27 protein-coding genes are annotated in these 15721 nt (G+C 33.1%); 20 read left to right on the plus strand and 7 right to left on the minus strand.

Translation table 11 applies throughout. The features are described from left to right. Positions 1-5: 5 nt before the first annotated feature. Positions 6-203 carry a DUF8647 family protein gene (locus AC6EJB_RS02545; RefSeq protein ID WP_498492152.1) on the minus strand — a complete coding sequence of 66 codons (198 nt, stop codon included), beginning with the start codon at positions 201-203 and terminating at the stop codon, positions 6-8. Positions 204-950: 747 nt separating this feature from the next. Continuing rightward, positions 951-1262, minus strand: a complete 312-nt coding sequence (locus AC6EJB_RS02550; protein ID WP_498492153.1) for a DUF3764 family protein — start codon at positions 1260-1262, stop codon at positions 951-953. 104 nt (positions 1263-1366) lie between these two features. Between AC6EJB_RS02550 and AC6EJB_RS02555 the strand changes: the two genes are divergently transcribed. The 9 genes from AC6EJB_RS02555 (at position 1367) to AC6EJB_RS02595 (ending at position 5025) form a co-directional block, all read left to right on the plus strand. Beyond that, a complete protein-coding gene (locus tag AC6EJB_RS02555; protein WP_498492154.1) occupies positions 1367-1588 on the plus strand; it encodes a hypothetical protein in 222 nt (73 codons plus the stop codon). A 163-nt stretch (positions 1589-1751) separates the two neighbouring features. Next, positions 1752-2669: an AEC family transporter gene (locus AC6EJB_RS02560; RefSeq protein WP_498492155.1), complete on the plus strand. Its 918-nt coding sequence runs from the start codon at positions 1752-1754 to the stop codon at positions 2667-2669. A gap of 63 nt (positions 2670-2732) precedes the next feature. Beyond that, positions 2733-2933, plus strand: a complete 201-nt coding sequence (locus AC6EJB_RS02565) for a hypothetical protein (protein WP_498492156.1) — start codon at positions 2733-2735, stop codon at positions 2931-2933. 266 nt (positions 2934-3199) lie between these two features. Further along, the gene (locus AC6EJB_RS02570) at positions 3200-3391 is read left to right on the plus strand and encodes a hypothetical protein (RefSeq protein ID WP_498492157.1); all 192 of its coding nucleotides are present in this window, start codon (positions 3200-3202) and stop codon (positions 3389-3391) included. Between the two features lie 184 nt (positions 3392-3575). Further along, entirely contained in the window at positions 3576-3767 is a 192-nt protein-coding gene (locus AC6EJB_RS02575) for a DUF8681 family protein (RefSeq protein WP_498492158.1), read from the plus strand. Between the two features lie 29 nt (positions 3768-3796). Further along, positions 3797-4099, plus strand: a complete 303-nt coding sequence (locus AC6EJB_RS02580; protein ID WP_498492159.1) for a hypothetical protein — start codon at positions 3797-3799, stop codon at positions 4097-4099. A 60-nt stretch (positions 4100-4159) separates the two neighbouring features. Further along, positions 4160-4372, plus strand: a complete 213-nt coding sequence (locus AC6EJB_RS02585) for a hypothetical protein (protein ID WP_498492160.1) — start codon at positions 4160-4162, stop codon at positions 4370-4372. 51 nt (positions 4373-4423) lie between these two features. Continuing rightward, entirely contained in the window at positions 4424-4627 is a 204-nt protein-coding gene (locus AC6EJB_RS02590; RefSeq protein WP_498492161.1) for a hypothetical protein, read from the plus strand. 137 nt (positions 4628-4764) lie between these two features. Further along, a complete protein-coding gene (locus tag AC6EJB_RS02595) occupies positions 4765-5025 on the plus strand; it encodes a hypothetical protein (RefSeq protein WP_498492162.1) in 261 nt (86 codons plus the stop codon). A 91-nt stretch (positions 5026-5116) separates the two neighbouring features. On the opposite strand, the gene AC6EJB_RS02600 is transcribed toward AC6EJB_RS02595, so the two are convergent. After that, a complete protein-coding gene (locus AC6EJB_RS02600; RefSeq protein ID WP_498492163.1) occupies positions 5117-5704 on the minus strand; it encodes a rhomboid family intramembrane serine protease in 588 nt (195 codons plus the stop codon). 173 nt (positions 5705-5877) lie between these two features. Between AC6EJB_RS02600 and AC6EJB_RS02605 the strand changes: the two genes are divergently transcribed. After that, positions 5878-6204, plus strand: a complete 327-nt coding sequence (locus tag AC6EJB_RS02605; protein ID WP_498492164.1) for a hypothetical protein — start codon at positions 5878-5880, stop codon at positions 6202-6204. A gap of 82 nt (positions 6205-6286) precedes the next feature. Here AC6EJB_RS02605 and AC6EJB_RS02610 read toward each other — a convergent pair whose 3' ends face one another. After that, positions 6287-6865: a hypothetical protein gene (locus AC6EJB_RS02610; protein ID WP_498492165.1), complete on the minus strand. Its 579-nt coding sequence runs from the start codon at positions 6863-6865 to the stop codon at positions 6287-6289. Positions 6866-7440: 575 nt separating this feature from the next. Here AC6EJB_RS02610 and AC6EJB_RS02615 point away from each other — a divergent pair. Together AC6EJB_RS02615 and AC6EJB_RS02620 are read left to right on the plus strand one after the other, a co-directional pair. Then, positions 7441-8202 (plus strand): PAP/fibrillin family protein, encoded by a 762-nt coding sequence (locus AC6EJB_RS02615; protein ID WP_498492166.1) that lies wholly within the window; start codon positions 7441-7443, stop codon positions 8200-8202. 95 nt (positions 8203-8297) lie between these two features. Then, positions 8298-9827, plus strand: a complete 1530-nt coding sequence (locus tag AC6EJB_RS02620; RefSeq protein ID WP_498492167.1) for a phytoene desaturase family protein — start codon at positions 8298-8300, stop codon at positions 9825-9827. Between the two features lie 23 nt (positions 9828-9850). Here AC6EJB_RS02620 and AC6EJB_RS02625 read toward each other — a convergent pair whose 3' ends face one another. Beyond that, positions 9851-10081, minus strand: coding sequence for a hypothetical protein (locus AC6EJB_RS02625; protein ID WP_498492168.1), 231 nt, complete (start codon positions 10079-10081; stop codon positions 9851-9853). Then, complete coding sequence (locus AC6EJB_RS02630; protein WP_498492169.1) at positions 10065-10289, minus strand: hypothetical protein; 225 nt, start codon at positions 10287-10289, stop codon at positions 10065-10067. The genes AC6EJB_RS02625 and AC6EJB_RS02630 overlap by 17 nt, the downstream gene beginning before the upstream one ends. 243 nt (positions 10290-10532) lie before the next feature. Between AC6EJB_RS02630 and AC6EJB_RS02635 the strand changes: the two genes are divergently transcribed. The 8 genes from AC6EJB_RS02635 to AC6EJB_RS02670 all read left to right on the plus strand — a co-directional run bounded on the left by AC6EJB_RS02635 (position 10533) and on the right by AC6EJB_RS02670 (position 14747). Beyond that, positions 10533-10826, plus strand: coding sequence for a hypothetical protein (locus AC6EJB_RS02635; protein ID WP_498492170.1), 294 nt, complete (start codon positions 10533-10535; stop codon positions 10824-10826). Positions 10827-10953: 127 nt separating this feature from the next. Next, positions 10954-11094, plus strand: a complete 141-nt coding sequence (locus AC6EJB_RS02640; RefSeq protein ID WP_498492171.1) for a hypothetical protein — start codon at positions 10954-10956, stop codon at positions 11092-11094. A gap of 186 nt (positions 11095-11280) precedes the next feature. After that, positions 11281-11544 (plus strand): hypothetical protein, encoded by a 264-nt coding sequence (locus tag AC6EJB_RS02645; RefSeq protein ID WP_498492172.1) that lies wholly within the window; start codon positions 11281-11283, stop codon positions 11542-11544. Positions 11545-11677: 133 nt separating this feature from the next. Then, positions 11678-11851 carry a hypothetical protein gene (locus AC6EJB_RS02650; RefSeq protein ID WP_498492173.1) on the plus strand — a complete coding sequence of 58 codons (174 nt, stop codon included), beginning with the start codon at positions 11678-11680 and terminating at the stop codon, positions 11849-11851. A gap of 208 nt (positions 11852-12059) precedes the next feature. After that, a complete protein-coding gene (locus tag AC6EJB_RS02655; RefSeq protein ID WP_498492174.1) occupies positions 12060-12620 on the plus strand; it encodes a CIA30 family protein in 561 nt (186 codons plus the stop codon). A 192-nt stretch (positions 12621-12812) separates the two neighbouring features. Continuing rightward, positions 12813-14288, plus strand: a complete 1476-nt coding sequence (locus AC6EJB_RS02660) for a polysaccharide deacetylase family protein (RefSeq protein ID WP_498492175.1) — start codon at positions 12813-12815, stop codon at positions 14286-14288. A gap of 90 nt (positions 14289-14378) precedes the next feature. Beyond that, entirely contained in the window at positions 14379-14570 is a 192-nt protein-coding gene (locus AC6EJB_RS02665; protein WP_498492176.1) for a hypothetical protein, read from the plus strand. Between the two features lie 48 nt (positions 14571-14618). Next, a complete protein-coding gene (locus tag AC6EJB_RS02670; RefSeq protein ID WP_498492177.1) occupies positions 14619-14747 on the plus strand; it encodes a hypothetical protein in 129 nt (42 codons plus the stop codon). A 603-nt stretch (positions 14748-15350) separates the two neighbouring features. On the opposite strand, the gene AC6EJB_RS02675 is transcribed toward AC6EJB_RS02670, so the two are convergent. Next, a complete protein-coding gene (locus AC6EJB_RS02675; protein ID WP_498492178.1) occupies positions 15351-15518 on the minus strand; it encodes a DUF8642 family protein in 168 nt (55 codons plus the stop codon). Positions 15519-15721 lie beyond the last annotated feature (203 nt).

Genomic DNA, 15721 nt, shown 5'->3' on the forward strand with positions numbered 1-15721 from the left:
TGATATCAAGCAACAACTTTATTTCTGAGAGAAATCCTATCTATGGAATTTGGATGCTCACGTACAAATTTATTGAACTCAATTGCTAGCTGTCTAGCTTCAAAAGCGTCAATAGCATAAAATCCTAACTCATGTCTTTTGTTAGCCAGATCTCTATAGCTAACAGCGTATCTCTTACAGGATGTAATTGGTCTTGAAGACATTTTTTCAGTTTCGATAAAATAAATATTAAAAACAATTAAACCCTTCTGAAAGAAATCTACCGAACATCTTTTGGACAGGAAACCGAATCTAAATTCTGTTAATGATTTATACCTGGTAGATCTCAGATAACTTCTAAACTAACTACTTGATAAAGATATGCTCTAAAAATGTACGTTAAAAAACTTTTTATAGATTTTAAAAAAATTGTTAAAGACTTAAAAACAAAGAGATCTATAAATAAACAATTATTAGGAAAACTAATTAAATTAATAATTTTTACTTTATATATTCGGTATTACTCCCTAAATACAATAAGTGATTAGGAATGTAACTTAAAAATATTATTCGAATTCATTAAAGTTATGACTTTAGATATTTACAAAGCGATTGTAAAAGCTTCAGAGCAAGGAAATTCATATGGACTCAAGCGTACCGATTACTAGCTATGAATAAATTCACCAGGTTTAAGTTTATTCAGCTACTTATATTGTGGAACCTCACGATTCTAATTTTAGCTATTGGATTAATATCAATACCCATAGAGTTTTCTAATTCAATTTTATTTTTTTTTTATAACTGAATATCTCTGTAAAAAAAAAATTGTTTTTAGTAGAGAAATATTTTATTAATATGTGAATCCTGCAAGTTTAGATATGCAAAACTATTAGTGAACTTCAATACCCAGAAAGAATAAAACTTTAGAATATGACATGTGACTATTACATAATTCCACGGACCGTACTTTATTAAGCGGCTTTACACTGAACACTACTGTTGTCGGTCCAAGTCCAAGCAGACTTCTCCATCGTAGATAAATCGACTCTGTGGCTGGCCATCCAGTCTCCATTGGCCTCTATAAATTTCTCAATATTGCCCTCTGGGTGCTGATGGATAACAATTATCTTTTGAGGGTCTTCATTACTACAGCCTCTGTATAAAGGCTGAATATGAAACTCTCTATGCCTTCTGGTAGCTTCATTGCTGTCGAAGATTGCAGCCCACTCATCAAAGGTGCTTTCAACCTTAAAAGTAAAAACTGAGGTGACCGTTGAAGACATCGATAATCATTGATATGCGCAAACAATACCCAAACAAAACACAACTGACTAACAGTTGTTCTAAAAACTAGATAAAAAAGAAAAGTATCTGCTAGAAATAGCTGATGCACATAACAAGAAAAAACCTCAAGCGAATCATCAACTTGATTGTTGTTTTATTCGTTGCCACTGTCGGGTTCATCAAAGTAAAACACCCTTTTAGTTATTTAGTTGGTGTTCCTGTCGCGAGTTGGGTCGTTTATCTTTTATGTAATGCAATGTGCACAGACCTTCTTTTTGGAGAAACATTAGGATGTTCAGAAAAAAGTATTTACAAGGAAAAATAAGGTAATTAAGAATTAAACTTTCTCAATTAGTCAAGAAGAAGAAAAAAATATCCAAAACCTATCCAATACTAGCAAAGATAAATTAAAGTTAAAATAAAGAAATGAATCAATAAAACTACTTTTAAATTCTCAGAAAAACTAAAATGCTATTTGCTTTACTCACTTGGAAATAATCTTTCTATTAGCTGAATTGATACCTTGTCTTTTAACAGGCTATTTACTAGGACGATTTAAAAAAGATTTATCCCTAACGATTTCTCGTGCGCTTATTCGTTATGGAATTCCTATCAGCTTGATGGGAATACTACTTAAGTCTGGCCTTAAATTACCCTTAATAGAATCAGCTGCATTAGCATTGGTAGCTATTGGTTCTTCAATGGCTATATTAAATAGTTTCTCAGCTATAAAAAACTTTATACCAAACAGAACTCTTCAATTAGGTAGCACATTTGGAAATACTGGATATTTCGGAATACCAGTTTCACTAGCACTACTACCAAATCATGCTTTGATTTACAGTATAGGTTTTGACCTTGGTGCGACGCTAGTAATTTGGAGTATCGGACCAATATTGCTTAAAGATCCTTCAAATGATTTAAGTTCTAATAGATATTGGAAGAATTTAATAAAAGCAATATCTAGCAGCCCTGCTGTAAAAGGATTAATTGGCGCATTAATTGTTCATTCATCTCCATGGAATGAACAAATAACAGACTTACTATGGATACCTTCAAGGGTGGTAATTGTTCTAGCACTGGTAATCGTAGGAATGCGTCTAAGTTGGCTGAGAAAAGAAAATCTCTCAAGAATAAAAATCCAATTAATATCCATAAAAAATGCTTTAATCATGAAACTGTTTGGATTACCAGTCATTATGTTGATGATTTCCGCTGCAATCAGATTACCTAACGTAATGCGAGAGGCTCTAGTACTTCAATCAGCAGCACCAACAGCAATATCTGTCTTACTAATATCCCAAGCAGCTTCAAGAGATGAAGAGGAAGCCACATCTCTTGTTGTCTTAGGTACGATCATCGCGCTCATATCAATCCCTGTTTGGTTGATGATTATAAGATTGTAAAAAGTTAACAACTATCGCCTTTTAACTCAGTTTGTCTAAGTTGTAAGAAACACAACTTCTTTAATGACCTCAGCTACAGCAACAAAAGCAACACCAAAGAAAACAGCGGCAGTAAAATCATCATCAGTAAAATCTCAATCAATTTATTCATCAACTCAATCAAGATTTGCCAGTTCAAAGTTAATTCAAAACCTTGGTTCATCTAATGATGGTGTTCAATTCGATTTTTCAAGTTCGTTAAGAACTGCTTTTGGGAGAGACTAAAACAATATGGACCTTTTAAAAACACTTTTTACAGTTGTCATATGTCTAGGTATTGGATGGGCAATCTCTAAAGGGATCATGTTTGGTTTGACTCATATTTAATATGCCTGAAAAATGGCATCCTATAAACGAAGAACTTGAAGTGATAGACAGTGCATGGAGGCAAGTTAACTCGCATGCGAAAAAACAAAGGAGCTAACAACTGCAACTGAAAAATATATTTCAATAATGATTACCGAAATAGCCGATCAATATTAAGAAAATTAATGGCTAAAGAATGGGAACCAAAAGAAGAACATCAAGTAGTTATTGCAAGGAGTATAGAGTTTATTTCTGATGAATTAGCTGAGTTACAAGAGGCTTTACACTGTCCAAATTCATTTATTGTTGAAATAGCTAATAGGGTAGTATCTGAATATAAAAAACATCAAATCATCATTAGAAGAGATGAAGAATAAATGGAATTCCTGCAATCACATGATTTAAACCAATTGGGACTTTGGACACCTCTTATTGGAGGTATTCTTCTTTACGTTGGCTTAAATCTAAAAATCACAGAAGTTGATCCTAATGAGTAAAAAAGAAATGAACAATCAGAACAACGATAAGAAAAAGTTCAGCTTGAAAGAATTGTAGTTTGAAATGAAACAAGGAACTATTGAACTAATTTTTTTTGCTCTGATTTTCTTGAGTCTTCAATTTTGGTGGATAAGGATGACAATTAAAAATGGTCGCACTGGAGAAGTAGATAAATGGGGGCAAAAAACATTCCCCAGAAAACCTAATGAATTAGAGAAAGCCAAGCAAGATTTAGAAAAACTTTTTCGATCTTAATTTTCAATATCACTTCAACTTTTTAAAAAATGAACTATCAAATTTTGCTTGAAAGCACAGCTGCTGGTGAAGTTATTAATAAAGACGAAATATTATTACTAGAATTAGAACTAGATTCTCAACTAAAATCAATTAAATTATCTTGCACTCAAGGTTGCATAGAAATTGCACCAAAACACATTTGCGAGGCTGCTGAGGTATGCGAAGGGAGTAGTGGGATCACATGCTTTGCTTCAATACTAGATAAGGCTAATCCTCTTTCTCTTGGGAAGAAATCAAGAGGAGCAAACATCGCTGATGCACTTCTAGATAACAATTATTTAATGAATTAAATAAGGAAAAATCAATTATCAATTCATTGTTAATAGACAAATTATTATCAAACCAATTCAATGAACAATAGTGAAAGTCGCAAAGAGAGGAAGAAACGTTTTAAAAGTCTTTCAAGTGCAGAAAGAAAAATGTTGATTAGAAAAAAACTGGAACTACAAGGTTTAACAGAGGGAAGCGGAGTGAGGGAAAAGGATCAATCTTCTTATGACAAGGAAGAAATGATAGATTTAATTCTAATAACGAGATGTTTTCAAAAGAATAAATTTCAATAATTCATCTAATGAAAATTAGTTTTACGAAATTTTTTCTTGCAAAATGGGTATATGGATAAAACTATTAAAAAAAAGAAGATTACATTTGCAAGATTTGCTGTTCGTAGTCTTGCTATTTCTGCAAGCACACTCGCTCTATTTGATTTTCTAAAAGGAGACTATCAAGCTGGAGGGCTGCTGGCACTTGGATGGTTAACAATCGTGATCGGGGAGAAAAGGATGTTTAATGAAGAAAAGACAAATAAAGAAACCTAAAGGAAATTCCAACTGTTAACTATCAATAAATAGATCTATAAAATTCATTCAGCTTTTATTCGCCATGCCACTATAAAAAAGATCATAGTACTTTAGTCTTTAAACTTTGAAGCATTTTATTCCAACCTATTAGTTCTATGAGTGAGACCAAGAAAAACAAGAACTTTAATCTGACAGAAATGAAGTTCAAGTTTAATGATCTATTTACTGGAATTGCGTTGCTGTTGTGTGCATTTTTATGTGCATTTAGCCTTGCACTAATTGCAATAAGATTAGGGCCAGTAGCAAAATGGGCTAATTATCAGACTATTTGCGTTGAACAAGAAAGTTTAAAATCTCCAATCGAATGGGCAGTACGTAAATGCAATGGAAGGTCAAAAGTTTATCAAGTGAAGTGAAGGCAACTCAATTAAAGTTAAGTTAAGAATTTTGACCCTTCAAATGATCGCGTTTTTCTTAATAAGCCATATCATCAAATCAATTGTTTGTTTAGAGCCAAAACAATAGAAATCCTGCCAAAAGTCCAGACATATGACCTAACAAGCTAATTCCAGGTAGGGATGACCAAATAATTCCAATACCTGTAAGTACAGAAATAGATTTAAGTAATCTTGGATCTCTCTTTAACTCGCATCTAATGTAAACAAATTTTTTCTTTCCATAAATTGTAGTCATTAGAATAAACGCGTCGATACCAAATAAAACACCACTAAAGCCAATGGCAAGAGACATAGGATTTCTATAAACCAAAATATCAACGCACCAACAAATGAATGCATGGAGAGGCATTATCAATACAATAAAAGCCAGAAAGAAATAGTCGCTTTGAAGGCTTAAAGATTTAAGAAAATATCTAGCTACGATGATTCCAGAGATATTGGCAAATAAATGATTAAAATCACCATGAAAAAAATGGGATGTAATAATCCTGTATGGCTCATAAAACAAACGTCCGGACCAATAAGCAATAGAAGTCTTATCAATTATTCCTAAGAAATCTGTTGCTAAGAAGCAAATAGTACAAACCAAAAAGGGGACCAAATATTGCCAATCATCTTTTGAAATTTTCTCAAGCATTCGTAAATAGATTTGCTAATAACCCAATCGTACATGCTTAATATGATCAATTGAAAAGCAAATAGAGTTAATTCTTTAACTATGTAAATTAGCTAAAATGTTTACCTATCAAGAACTTCACCAATAAAGAAAAGGACTAAAGCCTAAGGTGAACAAATCTATTATTTATACAAATGAACATTGATTTAAAAAAGAAACTCAATCTCAATAGTTATGAATGGTGGAGAAATCACCGAAGGTTTGTAACGCTTGGATTATTTCTGGCATTTTTTGCTGGCTATGTGAGGGCTCCTTCAGCGAAAGACTTCAAAGTTAATGATATTTGCGGGCGTCTTAGCGCTGATTTAATTACAGGTGAAGAGGCTGCAAGAGATTTAAAATTAGGCAAGAAAAAAATCGAGGGGCTAGCAGGAGAGAAAACTGATATTACAAATCACTACTACCATGCCAAGTACTACTGCCAAGGCTACATAAAAGGAAATGTAGGCTTAGGATACTAATTAACACATTTACAGAATAGCCAGAGAAAAGCATTGCACTTTTCAAGCCGCTTTGACGGATCTAGCTTTTTAACTAGGCTTTTTAGGCTTTAGAACTAACTTTTCTTGCACGCCTCGCAGGTCTGCCTGCTACAGCCTTAGAAGTTCTTTTAGAAACTGTTTTATCGGTTGAAGTTGCTTTTTTAGCTTGAGCAGAAGCTACTTTCTTAACTGCCATCTTAACCTTAGAAGTCTTAACTTTTGCTTTTGAGGCACTCTTAGCTGGAGAAGCTTTAGTTACTGTCTTCTTTGTAATTGCTTTTTTAACTGCGGTTTTTTTGACAGCAGCCTTTTTAGCTGATGGCTTGGCTGAAGCCTTCTTAGCAATCGTAGTCTTACGAGTACGGTGAGAGAGAATCAAAGCCCACTCGTCAGCACTAACATTAGCAGGCTTATTACCATGGATCTCTGAAACTTTTGCAGCTTTTTCAATATCCTTTATTAAGTTTTTCCAAGAAGCAGCATAACGCTTATCAGATTGAGATTTAGCACCACTCTCTACAAGAGTTTCAACAACTTGTGATGCTGTTACTTTTTTTCTTCTCCGGTTAAAGATTTCCTTTTGAAGAGTAGCGATCATGGCTTCGCCTTTAGCGCTAACTTTGATACTTAATTGAGACATTGAATTAATATTTACCTATATACAACATCTAGCACATTGTGGGTATCCAAACCGAACAAGCTATTTACATGTAGATGTAAATAGCTTTTGTATCTTAGTAATTTGTATAAGAAATATTCAAAAGAAGGCTTAAAGAGTATAAAAATATAGTCATAGGCTTGTTTAGAAAAAAAATAGGTAAAGTCTCACTTAGGAAGAAAATGACTATCAAGGAGGATTTAAAGGTTATTCTTTCTCTAAGAAATAAGCGATAGTCTCCATGAAACACAAAACACAAAAATTCGACCAATCAACCTAGCTATCTATTGAAAGTTCTTTCTAATTTTGCTTTAATTTGCTTCAAAGAAGGTTCTGAAACCTTGAGAATTTTTTTATAGAAGCCTAAAAATTTAAGACACGCCAGGGGAACAAATATTGTCAGTAATAAAGTTTTAGTTGTAATCATATCAATGTTATAGGCCAAATCAATGAGAAATGCTCAAATATTACTTGTTAAACCTATATATAAAATCGAGGCGTTTCGAAAATTTTAGTTAAGGTCAAGGTATTAAAAACGAATTAACCAATTCAATAAAATGCAAGACAGGAAGGATCTTAAAGCCCTTATTTACCAAATAGCAGCAGCAACAGATAGAGGTCAAAGAATGAACAGGATGATTGCTCCAATGTACCAAGATAAACTAGTTGAGATGCATAAAATAGTCGAAGATATACAACCCCTATCAGATGAAATAACTCAGAGATCTATTGAAGGTGAATGGGAGCTTATTTTCTCATCTGTTGAATTATTTAGAAGCTCTCCATTTTTTTTAGCCATTGAAAAGGCTTTAAACGACAAATCAAAAAGCGATTTATTTTTCAAGCTTCATCTTTTACAAGTTGGATCATTTGGTTTATCAACAGTAGGAAGAGTCGGTCAATATTTCAATTTTAATAAAGGTGAAATGATCTCCACCTTTGATACCACAATCTTTGGACTGACAACCATGCCAATAATAGGGTGGTTCAAGCTTTTACCTACCTTTGGTGGTCGAGTCATAACTCTGGCTAAGGGACTTCAACTAAGAGAAAACATTCTTTCAATGGAGTTAGAGAAAACTAAAGTATCAGAGGTGAATGGACTGGGAAAAATTCCTTTTTTAAATACTCTACTCATGGAAAGGTGGTATCCAGTAAAGACCGTATGGAAACTATTGCCATGGAACAAAGAAAATCCAAATTGCGAGATTAGTGTGATCTATGTTGACGAAGACTTAAGAATCATAAGAGATATGCACGGAGCCTTATTTGTTTACATACGTCCATCAATTCCATTTCTAGACCAAACAAAAATTTAAGTAAATAACCTTCTTAAATACTGACTTCATTCAAGCAGTTCTGAAGAATTTGTTGTAGAAACACTAAAGAAGAAAAACCCCTTAATAAAAAAGGAATGAAAAATCCAGAAGTAATTGTAATTGGAAGTGGTATTGGTGGATTATGTTGCGGAGGATTACTCGCAAAAGCTGGCAAAAAAGTACTAATCCTTGAAGCCCACTCAAAACCGGGAGGAGCCGCTCATAGCTTTGAAAAAAATGGTTATAAATTTGAATCTGGTCCCTCTCTTTGGAGTGGAATAGGGACCTGGCCAACGACAAATCCATTAGGTCAAGTCCTCAAGGCTCTAAACCAAAAAGTTGAATTAATTAAATATAAGGATTGGAATGTTCAAATTCCTGAGGGTGAATACACGATTGGAGTTGGGGATAGACGATTTCTTGATCAGATCAAATCAATTAGCGGAAATGATGCCATTAAAGAATGGGAACAATTTATTCAAGTGATTAAACCAATTGGTGCAGCAGCTAATGCAATTCCCCTAATAGCACTAAATCAAAACAAAGAAACTCTATTTCAGCTCTTAAAACGTAGTAAAACACTTCTCACCCACGTGAAATCCTTTAAATACCTAGGAGGTGCTTTTGGGAAATTAGTTGATGAACATCTTGAAGATCCATTTTTACGAAATTGGGTTGAGTTGCTGTGTTTTCTAATAAGCGGTTTATCCAAAGACGAAACGAATGCAGCTGCTATGGCAACACTTTTTGAAGATTGGTTTAAACCAGATGCCTACCTGGAATATCCAAAGGGAGGAAGTGAATCTATCGTTAAGGCTCTATTAAATGGAATTTACTCATTTGGAGGGAATCTTAGACTTAATTCAAAAGTAAGTCAGGTAATTATAAAAAGGAATAAAGCAATCGGAATTGAGCTAAAAAACGGTGAGAAAATATTTGCAGATCATATTGTTAGTAATGCAGACATTTGGAATACCCTTGATTTAATACCAAAAGAAATATCTCAAAAATGGAGGGATGAAAGGTGCACTACTCCAAAATGTAAGTCATTTCTTCATCTACATCTTGGGTTTAATGCAGAAGGTCTAGAAAATATTCCACTCCACTCAATATGGGTTGATGATTGGTCGAAAGGTATTACTGCTGAAAGAAATGTAGTAGTTCTCTCAATACCATCGGCTTTGGATCCAACAATGTCACCCCCCAACAAACATATTCTTCACGGATATACACCTGCTAATGAGCCTTGGGAAATATGGGAAAATCTTAAAATAGGTACTAAAGAATATGAAAAAACAAAAGAGGAGCGTTGCTCAGTCTTCTGGGAGCCGATAAAAAAACTAATCCCTGATATTCATGAAAGAATTGAAATAAAAATGCTAGGAACACCACTTACTCATCAAAGATTTTTAAACACAAAAAATGGAAGTTATGGTCCAGCCTTGTCGGCAGCAGAAGGGCTTTTCCCAGGAAATAAAACTCCAATTAAAAATCTTTTAATGTGCGGTTCAAGTACATTCCCAGGGATTGGGATTCCACCTGTAGCAGCCAGTGGTGCGATGGCTGCTAATACCATTCTGGGTTCCAAATTCCAAAAGAATTTAATTGACGAGCTAGGAATATAAAAATGCCTATATCTCATTGAAAATTACTTAAGATCAATCGTCCAACGTCTTTGCCCCATTCGATCTGACTCTGAATAACAATGTGCAATCAAATCTCCATTTCTTCTCCTAACTGAACATTCTAGGCCGTCCTCCGTTTTAAAGAAAGCAGAAGTAGCCGGTGAGACGTCGTTTGAAAGAGGAGAGCCTAGATTATTTAAAATCAAATTCCAAATCAAGTCTTCATTAGCATCTTTGCTAGCTGTGAATTGCATTTTCTGACGGTTCCTTCGCAGTGGAGACTGAATCTGAATTTAAAATATCAGAGCCAGGAATACCCTTTGCTACGGAACCAATAAGTGTTGTATGAGATTCAGGATCTTTCTTTAAAGTAGTAACTCCAAGATCATTTTTAGATATCAATATAAAAATAATTATCCCAACAAATGTCAAAATAATTCCTAAAGCCAATGATGAATCCATAATCTAAAATTTTCATGTCATTAAAAGCTAATATAAAAATAAAAAACTATCCCCTTAACAGAACAAAAATTTGTCGGGATTAATGCAACCATCGTTTATGAATTGACTATTTCAAAGTAAAAATAATCACAAAAACTAATGATGTATAAAATGAACTTAAAATTAGTAAAAGTTAAAAGCCGTTTATTTATAAATTATTAGATAATCCATCAAGTTTGCATTTGATGCCTGTCAAAAAATAGTATGAATTCTAGTAATCCTGAAACAGCAGACCATCATTGGTTCCCATTCTTAAGATACAAAAAAGAATGTGAAGCTGCTGGTAAAGAAGTCAGTGTTAATGAATGGATGAGGGCTTCAGGACAGCTTGATGCAAAAATTGCACATGAAGAATCAGTAGCATTAGCAGCAAAAATCGCTGCGGAAAAAGAAGCTGATGCAAAGAGAGCAATCGAGAAAGAAGCCTTAGAAAAAAAAGCCCAACTGAAAGAAGAAGAAATGAAAACAAACAAAAATCTCGAAAGTAAAGTTGAATAAAAAAGACGAAAACTAAATACGTTAAAAGAAAACAGCAATTAAAAAGAATATAATTTTACAACCTTTTAATAATTTCAGCTTTAAAGAATATTTAAGTGATAATTGAAATCTATCGATAATCAAATAAATGACTTTTGCGTTAGCAGCTACAGAACTTGGCGTGAGTTCATCAACCATAAATCTAGTACTCCTAACATCTGTAGTCGTTTTACTAGCATTACCAACTTTTTTCCTTATCAAATCAGCGCAAGGTAAATCAGCATTTTAAAAATCTATGAAACAATTTAATTTTTAATACATAAAGGCATTTATCTTTTTACCAACAAAAATGACTATAAACCTTCATGATCTTTTGTAAGTAAAAGGAGCGGACGAGGTTGATAGATTTCGTCATTACATATCAAAGATTTACTAGCTTAGGAGTCATGTTAGATAATATATAAAAACATATCTAATGACTAACTCAGTAAACAAAGCTTTTACAGGAGCAATAGCACTAGCTCTGATAGTGCTAGCTGTATGTCGTGTCCCCTTTTCCAGAGAAAAAGAGCTCTCAAATTTATGCAGAGAATACTACACAATGTACCTTAATCAGAATGACTACTCACTAAAAGAAAAAAACGCAAAGATCAGAGTGATTGCAAAAAAAACAGGTCTTAAAGCTGAGAAAAATAATGTTGGTAATTTTTGTAATTCGTTCTATTTCAACCAAAAATAGATTTTAAATAAAAAAAGAAAAGTTTTCCTCAAAAAATTTATTCAATTTCTAATAGGAACAAATACATCCGTAATTGTATCGATAGATTTAATATCAATTTAATAGTTAAATAAGGGTAGTAACGAGGAAAATCATGAAGAAAGACACTTCATCAAATATCCTTGAAAAAATTGAAGTCGCAAAAGAAAGAATCAAGGAATTACAAACAATGATTAATTATTGGGAAGGCGGGAAAGTTGCCAACTTTAGGGATACTGAATGCTTCGTAAATAAATCTTCTTCAGGTTGCCCTCTCTTTACTGAATGACCATCACTTAATAAAGGTCTAAGCCACAGCAAGGGAACCACGTCAGATCAGCTTCTATAATAGACATATTACAGAATAAAATCGAGACAACTCCCTGTTAATCATTGAATGCATGAAAGGTATATTTTTTTATCTGGTGATAACTATATTTTTGAACCCATGATTCAAAAAAATATTTAATAGAGTTATAAAAAATCGTTTATAAAAAATGTCAAAGCTATCAAAAGTTGTTTCATCCAGTGATTTTGATGATTGGTTTTCATTGAACGACACTGTTATGGGAGGCTCAAGTAAGGCCGTTTGTAGAGCCTCCTCAAAAGGCCTCTCTCTAGAAGGTATTGTAGTTGAGGAAAAAGGGGGTTTTGTTAGTTGCAAATCCCCAATATTTTCACCTCTTATAGATTTATCGAATTATCAAGGTTTTGAATTAAAAATTGAAGGTAAAGGTCGAACTTTAAAATTTGGAGTGTCATGTAAATACGGAATTTTTAGATTTAGAGAATTTTTCTTAGATAAGGCACCTGGTGGGCTCAGATGGGTAGCAGAAATAGAAACCAAAAGATTTGGTACAACAATTATCAAAATTCCTTTTAAAAGCCTTGAACCAACTGTTATTGCAAAAAAAATTTCCTTACCAATTGAATTCAAATCAGACTCTATAAGCCAATTTCAATTACTACATTCCAAATTCGGTAGACCAGGAGAAATTAATCCTAGCTTTAAGCCTGGCAAAATAAATTTTGTATTGAAAACGATTAGTGTTTATTAGTACTATTAGAAAAATAAACATTACTTTTCTAATTCTATAGGTTGTACAAATACATTTAATAGTAAAAGTATTTTCCAGGAATAGAACCGGCAAAGAAAATAAATCTATGAAAAAAATTTTATATTGTATATACTCAAATTAATTCAGAAAATGCCTTTAGCGGGATTGCAATAAATATATAACCTCAATCATATGAAAAACAAAGACTTACCACCGATATGTGGATATGAATTTGCAATTAATAAATTAGTAAATAAGAAAAGGGTTAGTAGACAATTCAAAAAAAAGTTAGGGATAGAAAATGTTAATTCAGGATTTGCATGTGCCCTCCATATGCATCAACCGACAATTCCAGCAGGTAAGAATGGAGAGCTCATTTCACATTTGCAATATATGTTTGAACACACTTCAGAAGGAGATAATCACAATGCCGAACCATTTTCTCAATGCTATAAACGTCTAGCTGAAATCATTCCAAGCTTGATAGATGATGGATATGATCCCAAAATAATGCTTGATTACTCCGGTAATCTTCTTTGGGGAATCGAACAAATGGGTCGTGAGGATATTCTCGCATCGTTAAAACTCCTAACGTGTGATCAAAGAGTTCAACCACATGTTGAATGGCTAGGGACATTTTGGAGTCATGCTGTAGCCTCTTCAACTCCACCGTCCGACTTTAAATTACAAATAACAGCGTGGCAGCAACACTTCTATTCATTATTCGGAGAAGATGCATTGTGTCGAGTGAATGGATTCTCTCTTCCGGAGATGCATCTTCCAAACCAACCAGATGTTCTTTTTCAATTAATCAAAGCTCTTAAAGAATGTGGATATCGTTGGGTAATGGTACAAGAACATAGCGTTCAAAATCTAGATGGCTCAAATCTAAGAGACGAGCAAAAATATATTCCCAATATGCTCAAAGCTCAAAGTAGTAATGGAGAGACAATATCTATTCTCTCCTTAATAAAAACTCAAGGGTCAGATACAAAACTTGTTGGACAAATGCAACCTTATTACGAGGCAATAGGTCTAAATAAACAAAAATTAGGTCAACATGTTATCCCCACGCTGGTTTCCCAAATTGCTGATGGAGAAAATGGCGGAGTAATGATGAACGAATTTCCTCAAGCTTTCATACAGGCTAATAAAAGAATTGGTCCAAAAACGAATAGAAGCTCCACGATTGCTATGAACGGATCTGAATACCTCGACTTCCTCGAAAATTTAAATATAGATGAAGATAATTATCCATTGATTCAAGCAGTCGATCAATACAAAATATGGGAGAAAATATCAGGGCCGATAACTCCTACTTCAGTTAAAAAAGCAATTAATGAATTAAAAGATGAAGATCAATCCTTTTCTTTAAGTGGAGCTAGCTGGACTAACGACTTGAGTTGGGAAGATGGATATAAAAATGTTTTAGAGCCAATTTCAAAACTTAGTTCCTATTTTCACGCAACATTTGACTATTTATTAGAGCAAAATCCATCGTTAACAAAAAACCATAGCTATCAAGAAGCGCTCCTATACCTTTTGCTATTAGAAACTAGCTGCTTCCGTTATTGGGGACAGGGTAAATGGACAGAATATGCTAGAACGATCTTCAGAAATGGGAAAGAGGTGATAAGAAACTTTGAAATTTCTAGGCAGAAAAGTTAATCTATTTTGTAAATGCATCAATCAAGATAAAGAAATAACTAGCAAAAAATAAATTTTTGCGTTAAGGTCACCGATCAAGGCTCTAATAAAATGACTACTACAAGTTTTGACAAATATGGACTTGATAAAGCAGGTATTCATTGGATGCAATATCTCTCAATGACATCAATGTCATTGCTTATATTCCTTATAGCCCTGGACAAAGCAGTTCCTAGCTTTCATCATTTTGTCTTACTTTCAATGGCCAAAGCAGGAATTATTTGTAATGGGATAGCTGGATAAAGCACTTTGACATATCGACTGACCTTGCCATAGAAAAAATATTAAAAGATGGAAGACGATTTGAATCCCGACAACGATTGTTATGATCCATCAGAGGAATACTTTAAAAAGAAGGGTGACACATATGAAAATGAAGAATATTTCCCTCAAGAGACTTCTAAGCCCCCACACTATTAAAGAACTAAGGAAGGGCTGAAGATAATTTAAAATAACTAACTATTAATATCTATTTGAAATGTATGTACCTTCAGGATAGAGCTTTGAGATAGCATTCAATCGCTTTGACATTTGTCGTTCTTTATCAATGTTGACTTTACGATTAAGAACCAACACGTTGTGAACAATCCAAAGAAAAAAACCAATAAGCCAATACCAAGAAATGGGATGAGCCAAAATTTTATATATCGTCTAAATTAAGGATGGCAATGTTGAGAGTCTTTTTCATAAGTATTTAAACCTTTTGTTATTACTCCAACATCAAAATAAATTTTGAGGAATGATTATTCAGAACTATTCGTTATCAATTAAATCCGCTGCTTTAAGGATTAGCTAAAAATGTGAAATATTTAGTAATTATGGAAACATTTGTAGTAAATGACACAAGAAATTAACAAACTTACTAATTGTTACTAGATCATTGCTAATGATTATCAACTGTTATTAGTCGCAGCATAAAACAGTTTAACTATCTATACCTCTAGCTTAAAATTGACTTCCCAAAGCAGATTGAAAAAGATCAGGGATAAAAATTTGACTACTTTATTTTTATTTACAAAAAATCTAAAAATATGAGATTTTCAAATGCCTTTCCATGCATATGGTTTGGCAGTCATTCTCTTCAGCGCTGCTTGATATTGAACAATATGTAACACACTCAAGATAATCATCAATTGGATCATCTTGTATTTTGGACATTTTTTGAGTTTCAATCGTATTCATAAAAATCATTCATATATTTTCTTAATCTATCGTTTCTTTTTAGTTTTATCTATCGGTATTACTTACTAAGTCATAAAGATAAGAAATACAAATAATAAATTGTTCAGTTTTATAGCTCAAAATAATAGTTATTTATGAAAATATCTTAATAAAAAGAAAAAATTCTGAATGAAACTAATTAAAATTAAAATTTAAATAAATATTTTTCTACT

It is taken from the genome of Prochlorococcus sp. G4PB17 (assembly GCF_059772445.1).

Coding starts and splice junctions, on each gene's coding strand:
- AC6EJB_RS02545 (WP_498492152.1), bottom strand. CDS start 203: ATGTCTTCAAGACCAATTACATCCTGTAAGAGATACGCTGTTAGCTAT.
- AC6EJB_RS02550 (WP_498492153.1), bottom strand. CDS start 1,262: ATGTCTTCAACGGTCACCTCAGTTTTTACTTTTAAGGTTGAAAGCACC.
- AC6EJB_RS02555 (WP_498492154.1), top strand. CDS start 1,367: ATGCACATAACAAGAAAAAACCTCAAGCGAATCATCAACTTGATTGTT.
- AC6EJB_RS02565 (WP_498492156.1), top strand. CDS start 2,733: ATGACCTCAGCTACAGCAACAAAAGCAACACCAAAGAAAACAGCGGCA.
- AC6EJB_RS02570 (WP_498492157.1), top strand. CDS start 3,200: ATGGCTAAAGAATGGGAACCAAAAGAAGAACATCAAGTAGTTATTGCA.
- AC6EJB_RS02575 (WP_498492158.1), top strand. CDS start 3,576: ATGAAACAAGGAACTATTGAACTAATTTTTTTTGCTCTGATTTTCTTG.
- AC6EJB_RS02580 (WP_498492159.1), top strand. CDS start 3,797: ATGAACTATCAAATTTTGCTTGAAAGCACAGCTGCTGGTGAAGTTATT.
- AC6EJB_RS02585 (WP_498492160.1), top strand. CDS start 4,160: ATGAACAATAGTGAAAGTCGCAAAGAGAGGAAGAAACGTTTTAAAAGT.
- AC6EJB_RS02590 (WP_498492161.1), top strand. CDS start 4,424: ATGGATAAAACTATTAAAAAAAAGAAGATTACATTTGCAAGATTTGCT.
- AC6EJB_RS02595 (WP_498492162.1), top strand. CDS start 4,765: ATGAGTGAGACCAAGAAAAACAAGAACTTTAATCTGACAGAAATGAAG.
- AC6EJB_RS02600 (WP_498492163.1), bottom strand. CDS start 5,704: ATGCTTGAGAAAATTTCAAAAGATGATTGGCAATATTTGGTCCCCTTT.
- AC6EJB_RS02605 (WP_498492164.1), top strand. CDS start 5,878: ATGAACATTGATTTAAAAAAGAAACTCAATCTCAATAGTTATGAATGG.
- AC6EJB_RS02610 (WP_498492165.1), bottom strand. CDS start 6,865: ATGTCTCAATTAAGTATCAAAGTTAGCGCTAAAGGCGAAGCCATGATC.
- AC6EJB_RS02615 (WP_498492166.1), top strand. CDS start 7,441: ATGCAAGACAGGAAGGATCTTAAAGCCCTTATTTACCAAATAGCAGCA.
- AC6EJB_RS02620 (WP_498492167.1), top strand. CDS start 8,298: ATGAAAAATCCAGAAGTAATTGTAATTGGAAGTGGTATTGGTGGATTA.
- AC6EJB_RS02625 (WP_498492168.1), bottom strand. CDS start 10,081: ATGCAATTCACAGCTAGCAAAGATGCTAATGAAGACTTGATTTGGAAT.
- AC6EJB_RS02630 (WP_498492169.1), bottom strand. CDS start 10,289: ATGGATTCATCATTGGCTTTAGGAATTATTTTGACATTTGTTGGGATA.
- AC6EJB_RS02635 (WP_498492170.1), top strand. CDS start 10,533: ATGAATTCTAGTAATCCTGAAACAGCAGACCATCATTGGTTCCCATTC.
- AC6EJB_RS02640 (WP_498492171.1), top strand. CDS start 10,954: ATGACTTTTGCGTTAGCAGCTACAGAACTTGGCGTGAGTTCATCAACC.
- AC6EJB_RS02645 (WP_498492172.1), top strand. CDS start 11,281: ATGACTAACTCAGTAAACAAAGCTTTTACAGGAGCAATAGCACTAGCT.
- AC6EJB_RS02650 (WP_498492173.1), top strand. CDS start 11,678: ATGAAGAAAGACACTTCATCAAATATCCTTGAAAAAATTGAAGTCGCA.
- AC6EJB_RS02655 (WP_498492174.1), top strand. CDS start 12,060: ATGTCAAAGCTATCAAAAGTTGTTTCATCCAGTGATTTTGATGATTGG.
- AC6EJB_RS02660 (WP_498492175.1), top strand. CDS start 12,813: ATGAAAAACAAAGACTTACCACCGATATGTGGATATGAATTTGCAATT.
- AC6EJB_RS02665 (WP_498492176.1), top strand. CDS start 14,379: ATGACTACTACAAGTTTTGACAAATATGGACTTGATAAAGCAGGTATT.
- AC6EJB_RS02670 (WP_498492177.1), top strand. CDS start 14,619: ATGGAAGACGATTTGAATCCCGACAACGATTGTTATGATCCATCAGAG.
- AC6EJB_RS02675 (WP_498492178.1), bottom strand. CDS start 15,518: ATGATTTTTATGAATACGATTGAAACTCAAAAAATGTCCAAAATACAA.